This window comes from Pseudomonas sp. LD120 (assembly GCF_009861525.1).
In the GTDB taxonomy this organism is placed as follows: domain Bacteria; phylum Pseudomonadota; class Gammaproteobacteria; order Pseudomonadales; family Pseudomonadaceae; genus Aquipseudomonas.
Genome location: NZ_WVHL01000003.1, coordinates 1245027 through 1264599, shown reverse-complemented (window position 1 = coordinate 1264599; position 19573 = coordinate 1245027). Strand labels below are relative to the sequence as shown.

Annotated in this window: 22 protein-coding genes and 1 tRNA gene; 15 read left to right on the top strand and 8 right to left on the bottom strand. The window is 61.1% G+C overall.

Annotated features, from left to right (window positions below):
- Positions 1 to 38 precede the first annotated feature (38 nt).
- From gbpA to gspM, 13 genes are all read left to right on the top strand, one after another.
- Positions 39 to 1568, top strand: coding sequence for an N-acetylglucosamine-binding protein GbpA (gene gbpA, locus PLD_RS12000; RefSeq protein WP_159892845.1), 1530 nt, complete (start codon positions 39 to 41; stop codon positions 1566 to 1568).
- Between the two features lie 68 nt (positions 1569 to 1636).
- Positions 1637 to 2143: a cytochrome b gene (locus PLD_RS11995; protein ID WP_159892843.1), complete on the top strand. Its 507-nt coding sequence runs from the start codon at positions 1637 to 1639 to the stop codon at positions 2141 to 2143.
- Entirely contained in the window at positions 2140 to 2670 is a 531-nt protein-coding gene (locus tag PLD_RS11990; protein WP_159892841.1) for a type II secretion system protein N, read from the top strand. The genes PLD_RS11995 and PLD_RS11990 overlap by 4 nt, the downstream gene beginning before the upstream one ends.
- 13 nt (positions 2671 to 2683) lie before the next feature.
- On the top strand, positions 2684 to 4600 hold the full coding sequence (gspD, locus tag PLD_RS11985) for a type II secretion system secretin GspD (RefSeq protein WP_159892839.1): 1917 nt from the start codon (positions 2684 to 2686) through the stop codon (positions 4598 to 4600).
- Positions 4597 to 6090: a type II secretion system ATPase GspE gene (gspE, locus tag PLD_RS11980; RefSeq protein WP_159892837.1), complete on the top strand. Its 1494-nt coding sequence runs from the start codon at positions 4597 to 4599 to the stop codon at positions 6088 to 6090. The genes gspD and gspE overlap by 4 nt, the downstream gene beginning before the upstream one ends.
- Positions 6091 to 6092: 2 nt before the next feature.
- On the top strand, positions 6093 to 7310 hold the full coding sequence (gspF, locus tag PLD_RS11975; RefSeq protein WP_159892835.1) for a type II secretion system inner membrane protein GspF: 1218 nt from the start codon (positions 6093 to 6095) through the stop codon (positions 7308 to 7310).
- An 18-nt stretch (positions 7311 to 7328) separates the two neighbouring features.
- Entirely contained in the window at positions 7329 to 7763 is a 435-nt protein-coding gene (gene gspG / locus PLD_RS11970; protein WP_159892833.1) for a type II secretion system major pseudopilin GspG, read from the top strand.
- Positions 7764 to 8261, top strand: coding sequence for a prepilin-type N-terminal cleavage/methylation domain-containing protein (locus tag PLD_RS11965; protein WP_306110121.1), 498 nt, complete (start codon positions 7764 to 7766; stop codon positions 8259 to 8261).
- Positions 8245 to 8631, top strand: coding sequence for a type II secretion system minor pseudopilin GspI (gene gspI, locus PLD_RS11960; RefSeq protein WP_256674597.1), 387 nt, complete (start codon positions 8245 to 8247; stop codon positions 8629 to 8631). The genes PLD_RS11965 and gspI overlap by 17 nt, the downstream gene beginning before the upstream one ends.
- Positions 8628 to 9263, top strand: a complete 636-nt coding sequence (gene gspJ, locus PLD_RS11955; RefSeq protein ID WP_159892829.1) for a type II secretion system minor pseudopilin GspJ — start codon at positions 8628 to 8630, stop codon at positions 9261 to 9263. Before gspI ends, gspJ begins: the two co-directional genes overlap by 4 nt.
- Positions 9256 to 10143 carry a type II secretion system minor pseudopilin GspK gene (gspK, locus tag PLD_RS11950; RefSeq protein WP_159892827.1) on the top strand — a complete coding sequence of 296 codons (888 nt, stop codon included), beginning with the start codon at positions 9256 to 9258 and terminating at the stop codon, positions 10141 to 10143. The genes gspJ and gspK overlap by 8 nt, the downstream gene beginning before the upstream one ends.
- Before the next feature lie 6 nt (positions 10144 to 10149).
- Positions 10150 to 11289: a type II secretion system protein GspL gene (gene gspL / locus PLD_RS11945; protein ID WP_159892825.1), complete on the top strand. Its 1140-nt coding sequence runs from the start codon at positions 10150 to 10152 to the stop codon at positions 11287 to 11289.
- Positions 11290 to 11291: 2 nt separating this feature from the next.
- Complete coding sequence (gene gspM / locus PLD_RS11940) at positions 11292 to 11795, top strand: type II secretion system protein GspM (protein ID WP_159892823.1); 504 nt, start codon at positions 11292 to 11294, stop codon at positions 11793 to 11795.
- Positions 11796 to 11870: 75 nt separating this feature from the next.
- On the opposite strand, the gene PLD_RS11935 is transcribed toward gspM, so the two are convergent.
- Positions 11871 to 12542 (bottom strand): Bax inhibitor-1/YccA family protein, encoded by a 672-nt coding sequence (locus PLD_RS11935; RefSeq protein WP_159892821.1) that lies wholly within the window; start codon positions 12540 to 12542, stop codon positions 11871 to 11873.
- A 123-nt stretch (positions 12543 to 12665) separates the two neighbouring features.
- Between PLD_RS11935 and PLD_RS11930 the strand changes: the two genes are divergently transcribed.
- A tRNA-Ser gene (locus PLD_RS11930) sits at positions 12666 to 12753 on the top strand.
- A gap of 152 nt (positions 12754 to 12905) precedes the next feature.
- On the opposite strand, the gene PLD_RS11925 is transcribed toward PLD_RS11930, so the two are convergent.
- A complete protein-coding gene (locus PLD_RS11925) occupies positions 12906 to 13199 on the bottom strand; it encodes a hypothetical protein (protein WP_060839632.1) in 294 nt (97 codons plus the stop codon).
- 112 nt (positions 13200 to 13311) lie between these two features.
- Here PLD_RS11925 and PLD_RS11920 point away from each other — a divergent pair, with 112 nt between their 5' ends.
- Entirely contained in the window at positions 13312 to 14025 is a 714-nt protein-coding gene (locus PLD_RS11920) for an SOS response-associated peptidase family protein (RefSeq protein ID WP_159892819.1), read from the top strand.
- Here PLD_RS11920 and PLD_RS11915 read toward each other — a convergent pair whose 3' ends face one another.
- The 6 genes from PLD_RS11915 to PLD_RS11890 are packed head-to-tail and all read right to left on the bottom strand — an operon-like array spanning position 14026 to position 19525.
- Entirely contained in the window at positions 14026 to 14283 is a 258-nt protein-coding gene (locus PLD_RS11915; RefSeq protein WP_159892817.1) for a hypothetical protein, read from the bottom strand.
- Entirely contained in the window at positions 14280 to 14654 is a 375-nt protein-coding gene (locus PLD_RS11910; RefSeq protein ID WP_159892815.1) for a hypothetical protein, read from the bottom strand. Before PLD_RS11910 ends, PLD_RS11915 begins: the two co-directional genes overlap by 4 nt.
- Positions 14651 to 15271, bottom strand: a complete 621-nt coding sequence (locus tag PLD_RS11905) for a glycoside hydrolase family 19 protein (RefSeq protein WP_178116149.1) — start codon at positions 15269 to 15271, stop codon at positions 14651 to 14653. The genes PLD_RS11910 and PLD_RS11905 overlap by 4 nt, the downstream gene beginning before the upstream one ends.
- A 56-nt stretch (positions 15272 to 15327) precedes the next feature.
- The gene (locus PLD_RS11900) at positions 15328 to 16149 is read right to left on the bottom strand and encodes a hypothetical protein (protein WP_159892813.1); all 822 of its coding nucleotides are present in this window, start codon (positions 16147 to 16149) and stop codon (positions 15328 to 15330) included.
- The gene (locus tag PLD_RS11895) at positions 16149 to 16439 is read right to left on the bottom strand and encodes a hypothetical protein (protein ID WP_159892811.1); all 291 of its coding nucleotides are present in this window, start codon (positions 16437 to 16439) and stop codon (positions 16149 to 16151) included. The genes PLD_RS11900 and PLD_RS11895 overlap by 1 nt, the downstream gene beginning before the upstream one ends.
- On the bottom strand, positions 16436 to 19525 hold the full coding sequence (locus PLD_RS11890) for a host specificity protein J (RefSeq protein ID WP_159892809.1): 3090 nt from the start codon (positions 19523 to 19525) through the stop codon (positions 16436 to 16438). The genes PLD_RS11895 and PLD_RS11890 overlap by 4 nt, the downstream gene beginning before the upstream one ends.
- Positions 19526 to 19573 lie beyond the last annotated feature (48 nt).

The following is a 19573-nucleotide window of genomic DNA, read 5'->3' as shown; positions in this document are numbered from 1 at the left end:
GCCTTTGCATTCCATTTTTTCTGCTTAAGGCTTTAACAATGATCAATTCCAACCGAGCTCGTTCATTCCTCAAACTACCCTTGGTACTGGCCATGGGTGCTGCCGGTCTTGCCGCTCAACAGGCGTCCGCTCACGGTTACATCGAATCGCCTAAGTCGCGCTCCATGTTGTGTGGCCAACCAGGCGGCTACATCAATACCAACTGCGGCAACATCGCCTATGAACCGCAAAGCGCCGAGTACATCGGACGCCCGAACGAAGGCGGCATCAAGCACTTCCCAAGTGATGCTCAGGCCTGCACCGGCGACTTCACCCAATGCGGCCCGGCCAACGGCACCATCGCCGCAGGCGGTCTGATGCGCTTCTCCGAAATCAACGAACAGTCGGCTACCCGCTGGGTCAAGAACACCATCAAGCCAGGTCCGCAAACCTTCACCTGGAAATACACCGCCGGTCACGCCACTCGCTACTGGCAGTTCTACATCACCAAAAAAGACTGGAACCCGAACCAGCCGCTGACCCGCGATTCGTTCGAGCTCAAGCCGCTGCTGGATCAGCCATGGCCCGCCCTGGATACTCCGGCGCCTGCCCAAGGCACCACCCAGCACACGGTGAACATCCCGTCTGACCGCAGCGGCTACCACGTCCTGCTGGCCACCTGGAAAGTCCACGACACCGACGCCACCTTCTACAGCGTGATCGACCTGAACATCGACAACGGCACGACCATTCCATCGTCCTGGAACACCGTCGGCGCCGTACAACCTGAAGCCCTGAGCCTGGGTGACAAGGTCAAGACTCGCGTGTTCAACGCCCAGAACGAACTGAGCGCCAAGCAAGTGGTCCTGAACATCGATTCCGCCGAGCTGACCAAGGCCGACGTCTGGCCCCATGCCCTGGCCAAGATGGTCAACAACGCCAAGCTGGGCTACCAGATGGGCGTGCTCAACGACAAGGACGAAGTCGTGCCGAACTACGGCCGCAACGAAATCCTGGTCAAGAAAGGCAGCGACATCGTCAACGTGATCATCGACAAGGAGCAGGCGGCCAAGCCAGGCGAACTGTCCATCACCGGCATGCAGCCTGAATACACCCTGAAAGATGGCAAGGTTGATCTGCACTTCAACGCCATCGCCAAGGGCGGCGACTACACCATCAAAGCCACGGTGTTCAACGCCAAGGGCGAAAGCGTGGCCTTCCAGCAGGCACCTGCCGGCAACACCCCGCACTTCTCCATGACCCTCAACGGTCAAGCTCCGGGCAAGTACGACCTGACCGTGGTAGCCACTTCGAAAAAAGGTGAACTGCTGCAACAGAGCGCCAGCTTCACCCTCAAGCAGGAAGAAAGCAGCGGCGGTGGTGAAACCCCGGGCAACTACGACTACGTGTTCCCACAGGGTCTGAAAAGCTACAAGGGCGGCACCGTGGTCCTGCAGCCTAAAGACGGCAACACCTACACCTGCAAGACCGGCGCGGTTGCCGGCTGGTGCACTCAGTGGACTGCCGGCTCCAACGCCTATGAGCCAGGCGTAGGTCACGCATGGCAAGCGGCTTGGGATCGCAACTAAATCACACCTTCGCTAACCCCTGGCGTGGCGCTTCGGTGCCACGCCTCTTTTTGCCAGTTATGCCCCCTATGTCTACCTGCAACTACTCAAAACCCCACGTACTGCTGCACTGGACCTTCGCCATCATCATTATCTGGGCGACGATCAGCGGCTTCAGTAACGCCTTGTTCACACTGCCCGCCGCGATAGCCGACAGCATCAACTTCATCAACGTGTCGTTGACCTTCATGCTGATCCCGTTGTTTGGTCTGCGAATTCTCTGTGCCCTGGACCATCAGGAACCGGCATCCCCCAATCGAGTCGCCCGCTTGCTGGCCAAGGCTGGCCACTTGGCGCTCTATGTCATGACGGGTCTGGTATTGGTCACTGGTGTGCTGATGATGGATCGCCCCATCAATCTGTTCGGCCTGCTGTACCTGCAACAACCGCTGCATGAACAACTGCTCACCGACTTTTTCAACGTCGTGCATAAATATTGCTGCATCGCCCTGGCCCTGTTGGTGATCGGGCACGTGGCCGCAGTGGCAGTGCATCACTGGCGCGGTGAAAAGCTGTTGCGGCGCATGTCTTTATGAAGTCACTGCGTTTTTGTCCACGCCTCGTCCTGCGGGTCGGCGCGGTGGCGTTGCTGCTGGGCTGGCTGACCTGGCTTAGCCATGACAGCTGGCGATGGCTGCAGGGCCTGGACCAGAACGGTCATCCGCCGCCCCCCGAAGTGGTGGTGGCACCGAGTCTGCCACCGGACACGGCAGCTATTGCCCGGTTGTTCGGTGTGCTACCCCAGGAAGCGGCTGGCAACCAGCCCCAAGTGCCGCTGAAGCTGCTGGCGAGCCTGGTGGAAAGCCGCCCGGAGCTGTCTCGGGCGCTGATCGAATCCCCCGAGGGCAGCCGTTTCTACCGTATCGGCGAACCCTTGCCCGGCGGCGGAAGCCTGCGTGAAATCGGCACCGAGCAGGTGCGTGTACAACGTTTTGGCGAGGACCAGGCCCTGTTCCTGACGAGCCACGCCACCCCCTTGCTGATCCCTCTGCCTGCGCCTCAAGCGCCGCCGTCCAGCACCGCCGCGCGGGCAGCCGACAGTTATGTTCAACCTTCTTTGTGACCCCCCAAACACCATGAAACTAGCTTTTATCGCAGGCTCCCTGCTGACCCTTGGCACCTTGATCGGTCCTCTGCACGCCGCTGAAAAAAACCCTCACGCGCAACAGTGGACCCTGAACATGAAGGACGCGGAACTGCGCGACCTGGTCAACGAAGTCGGGCAAATCACCGGCAAGACGATGATTCTCGACCCGCGTCTGAATGGTAAAGTCACCGTGCAATCCAGCACCGCCATGGACCAGACAGGCATCTACTCGCTGTTTCTCACAGCCTTGCGCAGCCAGGGGTATGTGGCAATGGACCAAGGGGATCGGGTGCTGATCCTGCCGGTGGCCGAAGCCAAGACCAAGGCCCATGTCGAGCCCAGCGGCGCCAGCGATGAATTCATCACCAATGTCATCGAGCTGAACAACAGCAATGCCAGCGAAGTGGCCGCCGCCGTACGCCCACTGGTGGCGGCGGACGCTTACATGGCGCCGTCCACCACGTCCAACTCGCTGATCGTCTCCGACAGCGCCAACAATGTGCAGCGCATCCGCCAAGTCGTGAGCGAACTGGATAACGCTGGCGGCCGCCAGTTCAACATCCTCCAGCTCAAGCACGCCTGGGCCGGCGACGTGGCCAAGACCCTGACCGACAGCCTGACCGACAGCGGTGGTGCCATCACCAGTGCCAAAGCCATTGGCGATGCCCGCAGCAACCGCCTGATCCTGGTGGGCCCGGCGCCGATTCGCCAGCAGATGCAACGCCTGGCGCAAAGCCTGGATGTACCGAATAACGCCAGCGAAAACGCCCGAGTGCGCCGCATCAACCATGGCGATGCGAAGAAGCTTGAAGAGCTGCTCAGCGGCATCGGCAAACGCATGGAGTCCGGCAATCGCGGCGACGGCCAGAAACAGGACAACCCGGTGTTGGTAAGCGCCGATGAAAGCCAGAACGCGTTGGTACTGATGGCCTCGCCAGCACAATTGGCGACCTTTGAAAGCATCATCGACGAGCTCGACCAGCCCCGCGCCCAAGTGCTAGTAGAAGCTGCGATCGTCGAGGTCAGCGGCGACATCAACCAGGCCCTTGGCGTGCAGTGGGCCGGTGGCCGGGGCAAATGGGGCGCCGTCAGCAACTTCAACAGCGCCGGCCTGAGCATCGGCACCCTGCTGGGCAACCTGGAAAACGGCAAGAGCCCGACCCTGCCGGACGGTGCCATCATCGGCCTGGGCAGCAGCAACTTCGGCGCGCTGATCACCGCCCTGTCCAGCGACTCCAACAACAACCTGCTGTCGACCCCGAGCCTGCTGACTCTGGACAACGAGCAGGCGGAAATCCTTGTGGGCCAGAACGTGCCGTTCCAGACCGGCTCCTACACCACCGACACCGCCGGGGCCAGCAACCCCTTCACCACGGTGGAGCGCAAAGATGTCGGGATTACCCTGAAAGTCACCCCGCACATTAACGAAGGCAACTTCCTGCGCCTGCAGGTCGAACAGGAAAGCTCGGAGCTGGCCGCCGCACCGCCGGGCATCAGCACCAGCGACGTCATCACCAACAAGCGCTCGGTGAAAAGCACCATCCTGGCCAACGACGGGCAAATCATCGTTCTCGGTGGCCTGATCAAGGACAACGTCAAGGTCCAGGTCAGCAAAGTGCCGTTGCTGGGAGATATTCCGTGGGTCGGTCGGCTGTTCAGCAGCCACAAGGAAGTCAACGAAAAGACCAACCTGATGGTGTTCCTGCGCCCTACCCTGCTGCGTAGCAGCGCCAATGCCGACCAACTCAGCAGCCAGAAGTACAACAACCTACGCTCGCTGCGCACCCTGGATGGCAAGACCCGCGGTCAGTTGCCGCCGAACCCGCACCAGTTGTTCGATGCCAACAGCGCTGGAGACCAGGGCTTGATCGACATGCGCGCCAACGAGGCTGCACGAAAACCATGATCACACCCAACCAAAGTCCGCGCCTGGCCTTTGCCTACGCCCGCCGCCATGGCGTGGTCCTGGAGCATCAGGCCCAGGGCGCCGTGCTCTATTGCCGGGCCAATACGCCGTGGTCGGTGATCGCCGAAGTGCGCCGCTTCAACGGCGGCCCGCTGCGCAGTGAAGTGCTCGATGAACCGGCTTTCGCCCAGCGCATGGCCGCCCACTACCGCGACGGGCAGAACGACGCCAAGCACGTAGCCGATGGCCTGGGCGAGCAGTTCGATGAAGAGTTCGACCTTTCCAGCCTCGCCGAGCAACTGCCGAAAACCACCGACCTGATGGAGCAGGAAGACGACGCGCCGATCATCCGCCTGATCAACGCAATCCTCAGCGAAGCGGTCAAGAGCAAGGCCTCCGACGTGCATCTGGAAGCCTTTGAAGAACACCTCTCAGTGCGCCTGCGGGTCGACGGCCTGCTGCGTGAAGTCCTGCGCCCGCGGCGTGAACTGGCCACCTTGCTGGTGTCGCGGATCAAGGTCATGGCCAAGCTCGACATCGCTGAAAAACGCATCCCTCAGGACGGCCGCATTGCCTTGCGCATTGCCGGACACGAGGTGGACGTGCGGGTCTCGACCTTGCCCTCCAGCCACGGCGAACGGGTGGTGATGCGTTTGCTGGACAAACAGGCCGGACGCCTGGACCTGGGCCACCTGGGCATGAACGAGAGGGTGCGCCAGCGCCTGGAAAACGCCCTGCATAAACCCCACGGCATTCTGTTGGTCACCGGCCCTACCGGCTCCGGCAAGACCACCACGCTGTACGCCGGGCTGGCCAGCCTCAACAGCCTGGAGCGCAACATCCTGACCATCGAGGACCCGGTGGAGTATCACCTGACCGGGATCGGCCAGACCCAGGTCAACGCCAAGGTCGACATGACCTTTGCCCGGGGCTTGCGGGCCATCCTGCGCCAGGACCCGGACGTGGTGATGGTGGGCGAGATCCGCGACCGCGAAACCGCGGAAATCGCCGTGCAGGCTTCCCTCACCGGGCACCTGGTGCTCTCGACCTTGCACACCAACAGCGCCATCGGTGCGGTGACCCGCCTGGTGGACATGGGCATCGAGTCGTTTTTGCTTTGCACGTCGTTGTTGGGGGTGCTCGCCCAGCGTCTGGTGCGCGTGCTGTGCCCCGAGTGCAAGGAGCCGTACCACGCCGATGCCGCGGCCTGTGAACGCCTGGGCCTGGAGCTCGACGCCGCGCCACCGCTGTATCGCCCCGTGGGTTGCGCGCACTGCCAGCAGTCGGGCTATCGCGGCCGGCGGGGGATTTACGAACTGGTGCTGTTCGACGACACCCTGCGCCAGTTGATCCACACCGGCGCGGGCGAACATGAACTGGTGAGCCACGCCCGGCAGCACAGCCCAAGCCTGTTCGACGACGGTCAGGCCATGGTGCTGCAAGGGCAGACCAGCCTGGAAGAGTTGCTGCGGGTTACCCAGAGGGACTGAAGATGGCCGCCTACGAATACCTGGCGATGTGCGCCGCTGGAAAAAAAAACACGGGCGTACTGGAAGCCGACAGCCCACGACAGGCTCGGCAAATGCTGCGCGAACGGCAACTGATCGCCCTGAAGGTCAGCGCCAGCACTGGCAAGCGCGGCAACGGCGCGGGCAGCGTCAAAGTCTCAGGCGGCGGCCTGAGCAGCGCGGAACTGGCGCTGCTGACCCGCCAGTTGGCCACCCTGGTACAAGCCTCGCTGCCCCTGGAAGAAGTGCTCGCCGCCGTGGCCGCGCAGTGCGAAAAACAACGCCTGAAAAGCATGCTGCTGGCCATACGCGCCCGAGTCCTGGAGGGCTACAGCCTGGCGGTGGCCCTGAGCGGCTACCCCAAGGCCTTTCCCGATCTCTACCGGGCCACGGTGGCGGCCGGCGAACGTTCCGGACACCTGGATCAGGTGCTGATCAACCTCGCCGACTACACCGAAGCCAGTCAGGCCGCGCGCCAGCAGATCCAGCTGGCCATGCTCTACCCGAGCATCCTGATGGTGGCGGCCATCAGCATCGTCGGTTTTCTCTTGGGCTTCGTGGTGCCGGATGTGATCAAGGTGTTTATCGACAGTGGCCAGGAATTGCCGCTGCTGACCCGTGGCCTGATCGCCACCAGCGCCGTGCTGCGTGACTATGGCCTGCCACTGCTGATCCTGATCGGCGCCGGGATCACCCTAGGGCGAATCGCTCTGCGCAAGCCGGGCAACCGCGAACGCTGGCACGCCCTGGTGCTGCGCCTGCCGCTGATCGGCGGCCTGGTGCGGGCCAGCAACTGCACGCGGTTTGTCAGCACCCTGGCGATTCTCGGACGCAGTGGCGTACCGCTGCTGGACGCCCTGGCGATCGCCAGCGAGGTGGTGGCCAATCAGAAAATTCGTACGGGTCTGAAAGACATCGTCCGGGGAGTACGCGAAGGTATCAGCCTGACCCGGACCCTGGAACTCAACGGCAGTTTCCCGCCGATGATGCTCTACATGATCGCCAGCGGTGAGCGCTCCGGCGAGTTGGACAGCATGCTCGAACGCGCCGCCAAACAGCAGGAAGCGCAACTGGCCAACCGCATCGCCCTACTGGTCGGCCTGTTCGAGCCGGCGATGCTGGTGTTCATGGGTGCCTCGGTGCTGGTCATCGTACTGGCGATCCTGATGCCAATCCTTAGCTTGAACCAATTGATTACCTGAAACTGGAAAGCCCCCAACGTGCAGACGAAAAACACCCAACGCGGTTTTACCCTGATTGAAATCATGGTGGTGGTCGTGATCCTCGGCGTCCTCGCCGCCCTGGTGGTACCGCAGATCATGAGCCGCCCCGATCAGGCCAAGGCCGCCGCCGCCCAGAGCGACATCAAAGCCATCGCCATGGCCCTGGACATCTACAAGCTCGACAACCACCAATACCCCAGCAGCCAGCAAGGCCTGCAGGCCCTGGTGAGCAAACCCAGCGGCAACCCGGCGGCACGCAACTGGAACCCCGACGGCTACCTCAAGCGTCTACCGATCGATCCCTGGGGCAACGGCTACCAGTACCGGGTGCCCGGCACCCAGGGTGGGGCCTACGACCTGTTCTCCTTCGGCGCCGATGGCAAGATCGGTGGCGAAGGCCTGAACGCCGAGATCGGCAACTGGGACCGTTAAGTGCTGCCACGACGCCACGCCCGGGGCTTCACCCTGCTGGAGTTGTTAGTGGTGATTCTGCTGATCGCCCTGACTGCCGGCCTGGTGGGCCTGGTCAATACCGACTCGGGCCCGCGCCAGGCGCGCCACGAAGCCCAGCGTCTGCAGGAGCTGTTGCAACTCCTGCGTCAGGAAGCGCTGCTCCGCTACCGCGACTACGGCCTGCGCATCGAGCCGGAACGCTATTGGGTGGTGCACCTGGATGCCCAGGGGCATTGGGTGACCGACCACGAATTTCGTGCCCATCGCCTGCCCGACCACCTGCGCCTGCGCCTGGAGGTACCCGAGGCCGGCCCGATCCTGGGCACCCGTAGCCGCCGCAACGACTTGCCGCAACTGCTGGTGCTCTCCAGCGACGAAACCAGCGCCTACACGGTGTGGATCGAGTACCGCAATCGGGCGCTGCTGAGCCTTTCCAGTGACGGTCTACAGGATGCACAACTTGAAACCCACGACTGAACAGGGCTTCACCTTGCTGGAAGTGATGGTGGCCCTGGCGATTTTCGCCACCCTGTCCATCGCCCTGTTCAGCGCGGTGCAGCACATCGCTATCAACAGCGCCAACCTCGCCGAACGCACCCAGGCCGCGTGGATCGCCGACAACCGCATGAATGAACTGCGAGCCGCACTGCGTACCGCCACGACAGGCCGCGACGAGGAACGCATCGAGTTTGGCGGCCGCCGTTGGTGGCTGTTCAGTACCGTGGAAGCCGCGGCCGACGCGCGCCTGCTACAGGTCGAACTGCGGGTGTCCGCCGAAACCGACCCGCAACGAGCCCGACAATACAGCCGGGCGCGGCTGTTGGGCTACATCGAGGCCACACCGTGAAACAACGTGGATTTACCTTACTCGAGGTGGTGATCGCCATCGCCATCTTCAGCCTGTTGGGGCTAGCCACCTATCAACTGCTCGACCGAGTGCTGCGCAGCGACCAACGCATCGGCCTGCATGAACAACAACTGCGCCAACTGCAACGGGCGATGAGCCTTTTGGAGCGCGACCTGATCCAGGCCCGCCGCCAACCGCTGACGGATGACCCCAGCCACAGCCAGGCGCTGATCAGCCAGCCCGATGGCATCCGCCTGGTTCGGGGCGGCTGGAGCAATCCACTGGACTACCCCCGCAGCGACCTGCTGCAAGTCAGCCATCGCTGGCACGACGGCCTGTGGCTACGCGAAACCCGCGCCCTGTCACACCCCATGAGTGCGGCCGATGCCCCGCAACGCCCTACTGGCCCGAGCAGCCAGCGCCAGCAACTGCTCGCGGACGTACGACTGACCCGCCTGCGGTTCATCGACGGCCTCGGACAACCCCACGAACACTGGCCGGTCGGCACGCAAAGCCTGAGCCTGCCGGCGGCCCTGGAAATCGAACTGGATGCCCCCGGCTACCCGCAGATCCGCCGCGTGATACTGCTGCCCGGCGGCATCGATGCTGAAGCAGAAGCAAATCATGGCTAGCCCGCTCCAGCAACGGGGCGTGGCCCTGCTCAGCGTACTGCTAATCACCGCGCTGGTGACGCTGCTGGTGAGCAACATGCTCGCCCGCCAGCGCCTGAACCTGCACAGCAGCAGCCATCTGGCGCAACAACAGCAGCTCTGGCAACTGGCCTTGAGCGGAGAAAGCTGGGCCCGTCAGCAACTGCTGGAAGATGTCCGCAGCGAGGGTGGCCTGTTGGTGACCCACCTCGGCCAGCACTGGGCACAACCGGCGCCGGTGTTCGAGATCGACGGCGGGCGTATCCATATTCAATTGGAAGACCTCAGCGCCCGACTCAACCTCAATAGTCTGCGCCAGGGTAACGACCTCAACCTGCGGGCCCGCTACCAGCGCCTGCTGGCCCAGCAAGGCATCAAAGCCCATGACCCTGCGCTGCTGATCAGCCAGAGCAACCGTGACGGCGTGCCCCTACCCCTTGGCGACCTCAGCGAACTGCGCCAACTGCCCCAGGTAGACAGCCAGGTACTGGAACAACTGGCGCCGCTGGTGGACGCCTTCGACAACAGCGCGATCAACGTCAACACCACCCACGCCGACGTCCTCGCCAGTATCGAAGGCATCGACCAGATCACCGCCCGCACCTTGGTCAACTCACGTCCGGCCAAGGGCTATCACGACGTCGCGGCTTTCCTCTCCAATCCGATGCTCCAGGGCCGGGATATCAGCCCCCTGGGACTGGGCGTCAGCAGCCGGCAGTTTCGCGCCACCATCGACGTCGAACAGGGCCAAAGGCGGTTGCGCCTGGTCAGCCAACTGCAAGTGATCGATGCCAAGCAAGTCCGGGTACAGCAACGCACGCTGCGGCCCAGCCCACCCCCTGATCAACCGAAAACCGAGTAAACCGACATGAGCCAGTGGCTTTATCTTTCTCCCCACGCCACCGGTGCAACCCCCTGGTGTTGCGTCTGGTGGCAGGCTGACGGCCCGCTACACCAGGGCAACCTGGAGCAGGCCGCAAAGGAGCTGGAGGCACAACCCTTTACCCTGTTGCTGCCCATGGAAATGGCCAGCCACCATCAGGTCAGCGTCCCCGCGCGCAGCGGTCGCTGGCTGCGCCAGGCCCTGCACAGTGCGCTGGAAGAACAACTGATCGACGAGCTGGACAACCTGCACCTGGCCCACGGCCCGCTCAAGGACAAGCGCCATTGCTCAGTGCTGGCCATCAACCGCGAGCGCCTGGCCCATTGCCTGGAGCAACTGGCCCAGCACGGATTGCAACCCTCACGCATTCATATCGACGCCGATTGCCTGCCGCAGGACCAAAACCGGGCCCTGGCCTGGGACGGGCGCTGGCTACTCGGAGGCGCCTCCCCAATACGCTTGGCCCTGACACACGAAGAGCTGGCGGACTTAGCCCCGCTGTTACCTGCGGACTTACATTGGCAAGGGTCCCACGCTCCGACGCTGGAGGGTTTTGATCCTCAGCACTGGCAATTCGATGAACGCCCCTGGAACTGCCTGAGCCAGGGTTCGCAACACGCCATCGACCTGCGTCAGGGTGACTTCCTGCGCCGTCGTCCGGCCGCCGCTCCATGGCGCCTGACACTGCTAGTACTGCTGCTGGCCACTGGCGCACAACTGCTGCAGAACGTCGGCCAGCGTTGGTACCTGGAGCGCCAAAGCGACCAGCTTCACGCCCAGAGCCTGGCCTTGTGGTACCAGCGCTTTGCCGATGAAGGCCCGGTCACCCATCTCGCCGCGCAGATACGCGCCAAACAACGCCAGGACGTGGAAGAAACCCCCGGCAGCGCAGCAAAACTTTCGCGTCTAGCCACCCAATGGAGCGCTAGCCACGGCGCCATGGCCGTGGTCCACCGCCTCGACTACCAAGCCGGTGAGGGCTGGAGCCTGCACGTCAGCGCGCCGGCCTTTGCCGATCTTCAACAACTGCGCGAAGGCCTGATTGCCCAAGGCCTGGACGCCAGCACCGATTCCTCCGTGCGCGACGCCCAAGGGATTAGCGCGCGGTTGCAGATCAAGGAGTGAGCATGTCCGCGCCCACACTGAAACAGTCCCCCCTATCCGCCTTGCTCCGCCCAGGCCAAGGGCACTGGCAGCGCCTGGCGAAACGCGAACAACGCGCCCTACAAGGACTTGCCCTGTTCAGCGCCAGCACCCTGTTCTATCTACTGCTCTGGCAACCGCAACAGCAGGCGCTGAAGCAGGCCGAGCACCGTTTTATCGAGGTCACCGACTTGTACCAACAGCTCCAACAACTGCCCGCTACGCACACCGCCGACATCAGCCCCACCATTTCCGCCGAAGCCTTGCCCGGGTTGCTGGCCCGCTCCAGCAGCCAGGCCGGCCTCAATCTGGAACGCATGGACCACGAAGCCCCAGGCCAAGTCAGCCTGGCGCTGGAAGGCCCACTGGGTGGCCTGATCGGCTGGGTCGATGAACTGGAACACAAACAGGTGCACGTACTGTCGTTCTCCATCGAGGTCAACAAACAAGCCCTGGCCACCGCGCGCTTGCAGGTCCGAACCCGCTAAACCTGGCGCAGGCGCTTAAAAGCAGGACAACAAAAAGCCCGCCGAAGCGGGCTTTCTTGTAACTGGGCGCTGGAATCAGTCGTCACGACCCATGATACCGAACAGTTGCAACAAGCTGACGAACAGGTTGTAGATCGATACATACAGGCTGATGGTGGCCATGATGTAGTTGCGTTCGCCGCCATGAATGATGGCACTGGTCTGGAACAGGATGCACACCGAGGAGAACAGCACGAAACCGGCGCTGATCGCCAACTGCAGACCACTGATCTGGAAGAACAAGCTGGCCAACATCGCGCCCAGCAAGACAAAAAAACCAGCGGTGATGAAACCACCGAGGAAGCTCATGTCTTTACGGGTGATCAGCACGTAGGCCGACAGACCACCAAACACCAGCGCGGTCATGGCGAACGCCGAGCTGACCACTTCAGCGCCGCCCTGCATGCCCAGGTAACGGTTGAGGATCGGGCCGAGCAAGAAGCCCATGAAACCGGTCAGGGCGAACGCCGACACCAGGCCCCAGGCCGAGTCACGGAGTTTATTGGTGAGAAAGAACAAACCGTAAAAGCCGATCAGCACCACGAAAATGTTCGGGTAGCCAACGCGCATTTGCTGCGCCACATAGGCCATCACACCGCTGAACGCGAGAGTGAGAGCCAGCAGGCCATAAGTGTTGCGCAGGACACGGCTAACCTCTAGCTGCTCGGCCTGCACGCCGTTGTGAACTGCGTAATCCTGTTCGCGCATGGCGACACTCCTGTTGGGGGAAACATTTAGTGGCAGGGATGATAACAGAGGCTCTGTCGCTCGCGACGCAGAGAGTTTGACAGTGTGTTTCATTCAGGTATTATGGCGCCCGCAACGCGATCTGGAGGTGTGGCCGAGTGGTTTAAGGCAGCGGTCTTGAAAACCGCCGACTGTAACAGGTCCTAGAGTTCGAATCTCTACGCCTCCGCCAAATCTCAACGAGAAAGCCCTGATTTTTCAGGGCTTTTTTGTGTCTGGGAGATTTCCCATGCGGCGCTTCTTGAGCATCGTTACAAAACTATTTGGTAATCGTTACAAAACTTTCCCTTCCCCGGCGTCCTGCCAAACACCCCCCCCCAATTGCTACTCAACGCGACACCACCAAGATTGCGCATATAGAGCTCCGTCGACCTCCTCAACGCCATTGATGTTCATCCCAAGCTGCGCCATGCCGTTGACCTTTGCATCGAGCAGTCGCGGAAACACATCCGGACCAGGATCGCTTTTGAATATCCAAGCCTGAACACAAGGTCGCCCCAGCGCCTGACTGTGGCTCTCCAGGATATGGATGTCTCCTTTGACAGGCTGAATCTTGCTGAGCCTTTCGGAAGGTATTGCTACGCCACGCTCCCTGCGGCGAACGATAAGAAAATTCATGGGGGGATCACGCCAAAACTGTATATATGAACAGTATTCCACCACTTGGCACGCAAATGAGTTGAAGCCGACAGGCGGAGCTATGCTTTCTTCTCTGCCGGGAGAAATGTCTATGTGCGGACGACTTTCGCAATACCGCGGCATCCATGACTTCGTCGCAGCCCTGAGCATGCCCGGGGCCCTGATCAATAACGTCGGTGATCAGCCCCTGGGGCGCTACAACGCAGCGCCGACGATGCAGCTTGCCCTCCTCCACGTCGCCGACGACAAGTTACACGCTGACGCCGTGCGCTGGGGTTGGCGGCCACATTGGGCCACCGACCGCGCTGCGCCGATCAATGCCCGGGTCGAAAAAGTGGCTCATGGGCCGTTCTTCCGCCAGATCTGGCCGCACCGCGCTATCTGCCCGATCGACAACTGGTTTGAATGGGTGGACGAAGGCGGCCCGAAAAAGCAGCCCTACCTGATCCGGCACCGTGACGGCTCGCCGATTCTCTGTGCCTCAATCGGACAACTGCCAGACGCCGACGAAGGCGCGGGGGAGCACGACGGCTTTGTGATCATCACCGCCGACAGCACCGGCGGCATGGTCGATATTCACGACCGCCGGCCAGTGGTCCTGGCCCCTGACCTGGCCCGGGAATGGCTCGACCCGGCCACGCCGAAGGAGCGCGCAGAACAGATGGCTCTACACCAGGGAGAAGCCGCCGAAGAATTCGAGTGGTTCAGGGTAAGCACCGCCGTCGGCAACGTCAGGAATCACGGCGCGGACCTGATCAAACCCATGACCAAGCCCGCAGGGGGCGATGTGGTGAACAATGGCTGATCATTGACAGGCTGATACAGTCGCGGCCAGAAGCCGCTCATACCCGATCCTCTGGCGGCGCTCTGCCAGCAGCGCCCGCACCTTTAGCTCCAGACTGTCGGTCTTTTTGAGGCTTTCCGTGGCCCAGGCCGGCACGGGTACAGCCGACACCTTGCAGGGCACCAGCACCGGCACTTCCACCCGCACAGTGCGCACTTCAGGCTCCCGGGCTGCGCATCCGGCCAGCGCAACCACAATTCCCACCAGCAACCACTTCATAACCCGAGCTCCTGATCAATGATCGATTCGGCGACCGGCGCCGGGTCACCGCCGGTACGCTCCTGCAGCAGTCGATTCGCCGCCGAGTAGTCATGCTGCGCCAGATCCTGGGCGTCGGCCTGGGCCTGGGCGGCTCGGCGCTCACGCTCTTGGCCAGCCAGCACTAGGTCGCCCAGCTTTCGACCCTGCTCCCCCGCCAGGGCTTCCAGGTTGTTGCGTCCAGTTTTTGCCGTGGCCAGCTCGGTTTGGGCAATGTCGAGCAGAGGCCGGTAATGCCTGGAAGCCAGCCAGGCCCCCAGGGCGCCGCCGGCGACCAGCACCAGGACGACGGCCAGCAGGATGCAAACCGCCCGCCAGGCGCCGGCGTTCATGCCAGCACCCTGACGGCAAGGTCGTACAGCGCTTTTCGTTCAGCCGCACCATGCGGTACCCGGCCGACTCGCCCGGTGTTGATGATGCTGCCGATGTCCTGGATGCGGCCGGCGTCGGCCAACTCGTTGAGCCCGTTCGACTGCCAGAACCAGCCAGCGACCAGCGCGGCGGTTTCCGGCTGCTCGACCAGCTCAGGATGATTCACCAGATCCAGCCCTAGGGCGGCGCCGGCGGCTCGGTAGTTGTTCGCTCCGGTCAGCTGGATCAGGCCACGGCCCCGGTACTTCCAGCCATCACCCGGCAGCGTGTTACCCATCCGGCCGGCGTACACGATGTTCGCGATCTGCTCAGGCTTGCGAGCCACCCGGGCAGCCAGGGCAGCGTCGAAGCGGTTCGGCCAAACAGCCCGCAGCCGATCGGCACTGTAGTTCAGGTTCTCGATCATCCGGGTCAACTGCCCCGACTCATGCCCAACCTGGGCAATGAATGCGGCCATCCGAACGGGCGAATCAATCTTGAACCGCGCCATCGCAGCATTCAGCGCAGGCACAAAAAAGCCCGCTACTTGGCGGGCTTGGGGGAGGATCTGCAGCAACTGCTGTTCGGTAATCGGCACTTGTTTTTCTCCAGGCACAAAAACCCGCACTTGGCGGGCCTATACAGGTTTATGAGTTACTGCGCAGGGTCAAAGGGATATGGGTATTCAGCAGTGTTGATGTAGGAGCAAGCCGGCAAAGGAGATGTAGAAAGGTTAGTTACGCCAGGACGAGTTGTGCTATGCATGCTGCCGCACGTAGTTTCTGGAGAAATACCAAAGTGGTGTGTTACGCCCCCCTTAAATCCATAGCATCCCTCATGTAAGCCATAGCGATACACGTCTTCATTCCATGAAGTCATAAAACAGCCACGACTCCATGGAATATAGGCTGCATATTCAATACTCGGATTCAGCGCCCTTGACCAGAACGACCCGGTATAAAACCCCTGAGTCAAACCGGACTGATAGACAACAACCTGGTCATAACCTCCATAAAAGCCCTGTACTGGAACAGTTGAGCTTGTTGGTCCACTTGGTGCAGGTGGTGTAGAAACACCGATAACGTTCAATGGGTTCTGAAGACTATTGAAGCTTACTTGCCCTTGAGTGATTCTAGTTCGTAGGCCGGGACCATGAAAAACATTCGCCATGATGTCAAAACAATAAACTTTCACGCCTGACACTGAACCAGCGAAATAAAAAACCGTATCATTCCCTTCTTTAGATATGAATGGCTTGTTACACATCCCAACAGTAAAAACGATCGGGCTTATCGCGTTGGTTACCCGAAACGAATAGATGTAGTCATAGAAGTACGAAGCGCCACCCGATGGATCTATGCGCTGCCACGTTCCATGATAGGTTACAGGACCACTCTTGAGCAGACCATATACCAGTTTTGTCGTGTCATAAAGTACCGTGCCAGCCTCTGTGCGAACTATCAATCCTGCCGACATCAGTAGTACCCGTAATAGATATCGCAGTTCAGGGCAAAGCCTGATGCAAAGTTATAGTTCCAGGAAATACTGGTCCTTGTGAGGGTGACACCAGGACTTTTTCCTTGGGTTCTCTGTGAGTTTTCAAGCGGCGCAATAATATAAAAAGGAGTTTTATCTCCTGGAATATCAACAGTTTGTGTTCCATTAGATTTATTGGTAGTTACCTTTCCCAGCGCCTGACTGAGCTGCTTAGACATATCAACCAGGATTACACCCTGCTCATTCCTGGTAATAAAACCGGCACTCATGACACATCCACACTTAAATCAACGGCTTTCACGCCGTTTGCATAGTAAATATATATGCCACTGTTATTTATCATTAGCTTTGTTCCTCCCGGCGCATTACCCATCATCTGGAACGTTCCATCCGGACGGAATGCCCAGCCCGAAACATCAGCCTCATAGTTTTCCGACTGCAAGTTGCTACCGATTTTGAGCATGTCGATTGAGCCGTTCTTGATGAATGCGGTGTCGATGTAAGCGGCATTGTTCTGAACAACAAACGGGTAGTAGATCTCCGCAGCGTTCGGATCGACGATTGCAAATCGGCTTGCGGCGATCAGAACCTGACTTGTGATGATCCCTTCGTCGTTCTCCACGCCAACACCGATGCCGGCCAGGTATGGCTTGCCATCGACCGTGAGCTGGGTCTTGATCGAGTACATGGCCGCCAATTCGGTTTTCAGGGCCTCGATCTCAACCTGCGCACCGCCACCCGAGTCGATCTTTTCCAGCAGGTGCTGGCTCAACTGCGTCTCGGTGATCTGATCGTTCAGGTACTCAAGGATCACACCGGCATCGGCGGAGGACTGCCCCATCACCGGCCCGTAGAACGTCCCGACGTTGCCGATTCGGTCCACCAGCCGAGCCCAGAAGAAGAACTGCACACCGGCGGCCAGGCCCATGATGGTCAGGTCAGTTTGCGGGTAGGCATAGTCGCCAAACTTGATAGCTGTTCCAACCTGGTTCGTCTGGCTGTACCAAATCTCAGTCCGTTGCACGTCGGCGGTGTTCAGGCCTGCCGGAATGCCCCATTTCAGCTTAATGCCGAAGACGATTGACTCGGCGGTAAACGACGAAGGCACCGGCGGCGGCGTAGTCTTGCCGTTCAGTACAGTCTCGACTGAGGTCGCGAACACCGACCCGATGTCGAGCGAGTTGATGGCCCGCACCTTAGCCACATACCGGCCCGCGTAGATTCCGCTCACATCGATGGACGTGGTGCCCGTGCGGCCGGCAAAGATCCAGTCACCGTCGTTCTTGCGCCAGTACACCTCGTAGGCAATCGCAGCCTCGGGCTTTTCCCACTCAATCGTCATGACGCTGACCGCGCTGCCTTGATCGACAAAGTGGTCATTGCTCACCGTCACGTTCGACGGCGGCCGTTGGACGCTCGGCGGGATCACTGTCACCGGCGGGCTCTCGATGCGTGTTCCGTTGTCGATTGCGCCGTATTTACTGGCGTTGTGACGTACCGCGCTGATCGTGAACTTGATCTCTGAGTCGGAAAAGTCCTCAGCAACCGACATCACGCGAAACAGCTGCGTGGCCAGGGTCGGAGAGTCTATGGCCCACATCGAATGCTGCGGCGGCAGGTCGTCCAGATCCTGAGCCAACACTACTTGCTGAACATCAGACGGAAAGCCAGTGGTGTCGAATGTGATATCGCCGTTATCCCAAGTAATACCAGTGTGATCCCAGGTCAGCGGATATCCGACGGAGCTAACAATGCGGGATACGGCTTTACCGGTCGGCATGATCACTGTGATGGTGTCGCCTGGGTACGCCTTCACATCTGCATCAAGCACCAGCGTATCGAGCGTGGCCGAGCGCAGACGACCACCAATGCGACGCCCTGCCCGGTCATTGTCAGCAATACGGATGATCTGCCCAGGGCGCGCCAAGGTGCCATCCAGGCCTACGGAGAACCCCACGCTTTCGGTTTCCAGGCGGTTGGTCAGCAGCGCCCATTTACCGATGCGCTGGGCCTGGGCCTGGGATGTGCAACCGGTCGCGGTCATCTCGGTTTGCTGGATACCGTAGCGAGTGATGCCGGCCTGATCGTCGACATACTCGACCTTCTGCCGGTAGAAGTCGGCCGGGTCGTTCCAGCTCACCAGGGCCACGGTGTAACGGGTCTTCTTGGCTGAGCCGAAGTAACCGAACTTGCCGTCGATCACGTTGGCGTTCGAGTAGGTGTAAACAGGGTCCTCGGGTATGTCGGCAATGGCCATCACCGAGCCGGCGGCCCAATAGGACATTCCCCGGAAGGTCGTGGCCAAGTCCTGCAGCACGTCCAGCGCGTTCGCCCGGGTCTGCAGGAACAGATTGCAGGTGAACCGCGGCTCTTGGCCGCCCTTCCCGTCCGGCACCAACTGATCGCAGTACTGGCCGATGCGGTACAACTCCCACCGGTCCACCTGCCCCTCATTCAGCAGATGGCCCAGGCCATACCGAAAGTGCAGCAGCAGGTCGTAGAAGATCCAGGCCGGGTTGTCGGTCCAGGCCGTCTTGAACGAACCATCCCAGACGCCGGAGTACAGCCGGCTTTCCGGGTCGTAGTTGCTCGGCACACGGATGATGCGCCCGCGCAGATCGAAGGACCGAGTCGGGATCGACTGGAACTGGGAGGCGTCGAACTGCAGGCCGACGACAGCGGAACCTGGGTAGCGCAGCTTGGCGTCGATGACCTCGGTGATGGCGTCGATGTTGGTGGTGTCAGCGATCACGCTGCTGGTGCTATTCGGCGTCAGGCGAGTGACGCGAATCTGCCAGTTGCTGCTCGCCGGCGGCAGGTCCACCCGGTGGGAGCGCTCGTACTTGGTCGAGGTCTTACCGCTGAACGCAGAGGCCAGCACCTGCACATAGGCCCCGCCGTCGGTGGAAACCTCGATCCTGTACTGCACGGTGTAGCCGTTGGTGTCGCCGTTGCTGGTGTTGGTCTGGGCCAGGCGCGGGGTGGACAAGCGCACGCGCACAGCCGACAGCTGCAGGTTCTGCACAGCGCGAACCCAGGGCTGGCCATACTTCAGCTCAACACCCACGGCGATCTCGCTCTCGACTGCCGGAAAGCCTGGAATATGCAGCTGATCCTGGCTGCCGGTGCGGGCGTCCAGGGTGACGCCGCTGAAGTTCCGGGTGCCGTCGGCATTTGCCAGCGGGGTCTCGTCCAAGTAGACCGAGCGCTCACCCGCGACCAGACCCTGGATCTCGCCCTCGCTGACAAGGTCGAGGATGCGGGCATAGGCAGTGCTTTGCAGGCTGTCAGGGGCCTCAACGGACGGTCGCGGCTTCGACTCGCCGCCTTTGCTGCCGGCAATTTGCTGGTTCATGGCTTTCCTTCAGGCAAAAAAATACCCGCACTCGGCGGGCCTGGTGGC

What these genes read in the sequence shown, in the direction of transcription:
- PLD_RS11915 (WP_159892817.1), bottom strand. Translation starts at nt 14,283, where the DNA reads ATGAAGTGGTTGCTGGTGGGAATTGTGGTTGCGCTGGCCGGATGCGCA.
- PLD_RS11900 (WP_159892813.1), bottom strand. Translation starts at nt 16,149, where the DNA reads ATGTCGGCAGGATTGATAGTTCGCACAGAGGCTGGCACGGTACTTTAT.
- PLD_RS11920 (WP_159892819.1), top strand. Translation starts at nt 13,312, where the DNA reads ATGTGCGGACGACTTTCGCAATACCGCGGCATCCATGACTTCGTCGCA.
- PLD_RS11895 (WP_159892811.1), bottom strand. Translation starts at nt 16,439, where the DNA reads ATGAGTGCCGGTTTTATTACCAGGAATGAGCAGGGTGTAATCCTGGTT.
- PLD_RS11995 (WP_159892843.1), top strand. Translation starts at nt 1,637, where the DNA reads ATGTCTACCTGCAACTACTCAAAACCCCACGTACTGCTGCACTGGACC.
- gspM (WP_159892823.1), top strand. Translation starts at nt 11,292, where the DNA reads ATGTCCGCGCCCACACTGAAACAGTCCCCCCTATCCGCCTTGCTCCGC.
- PLD_RS11890 (WP_159892809.1), bottom strand. Translation starts at nt 19,525, where the DNA reads ATGAACCAGCAAATTGCCGGCAGCAAAGGCGGCGAGTCGAAGCCGCGA.
- gspE (WP_159892837.1), top strand. Translation starts at nt 4,597, where the DNA reads ATGATCACACCCAACCAAAGTCCGCGCCTGGCCTTTGCCTACGCCCGC.
- PLD_RS11935 (WP_159892821.1), bottom strand. Translation starts at nt 12,542, where the DNA reads ATGCGCGAACAGGATTACGCAGTTCACAACGGCGTGCAGGCCGAGCAG.
- gspK (WP_159892827.1), top strand. Translation starts at nt 9,256, where the DNA reads ATGGCTAGCCCGCTCCAGCAACGGGGCGTGGCCCTGCTCAGCGTACTG.
- PLD_RS11910 (WP_159892815.1), bottom strand. Translation starts at nt 14,654, where the DNA reads ATGAACGCCGGCGCCTGGCGGGCGGTTTGCATCCTGCTGGCCGTCGTC.
- PLD_RS11925 (WP_060839632.1), bottom strand. Translation starts at nt 13,199, where the DNA reads ATGAATTTTCTTATCGTTCGCCGCAGGGAGCGTGGCGTAGCAATACCT.
- gspD (WP_159892839.1), top strand. Translation starts at nt 2,684, where the DNA reads ATGAAACTAGCTTTTATCGCAGGCTCCCTGCTGACCCTTGGCACCTTG.
- gspL (WP_159892825.1), top strand. Translation starts at nt 10,150, where the DNA reads ATGAGCCAGTGGCTTTATCTTTCTCCCCACGCCACCGGTGCAACCCCC.
- PLD_RS11990 (WP_159892841.1), top strand. Translation starts at nt 2,140, where the DNA reads ATGAAGTCACTGCGTTTTTGTCCACGCCTCGTCCTGCGGGTCGGCGCG.
- gspF (WP_159892835.1), top strand. Translation starts at nt 6,093, where the DNA reads ATGGCCGCCTACGAATACCTGGCGATGTGCGCCGCTGGAAAAAAAAAC.
- gbpA (WP_159892845.1), top strand. Translation starts at nt 39, where the DNA reads ATGATCAATTCCAACCGAGCTCGTTCATTCCTCAAACTACCCTTGGTA.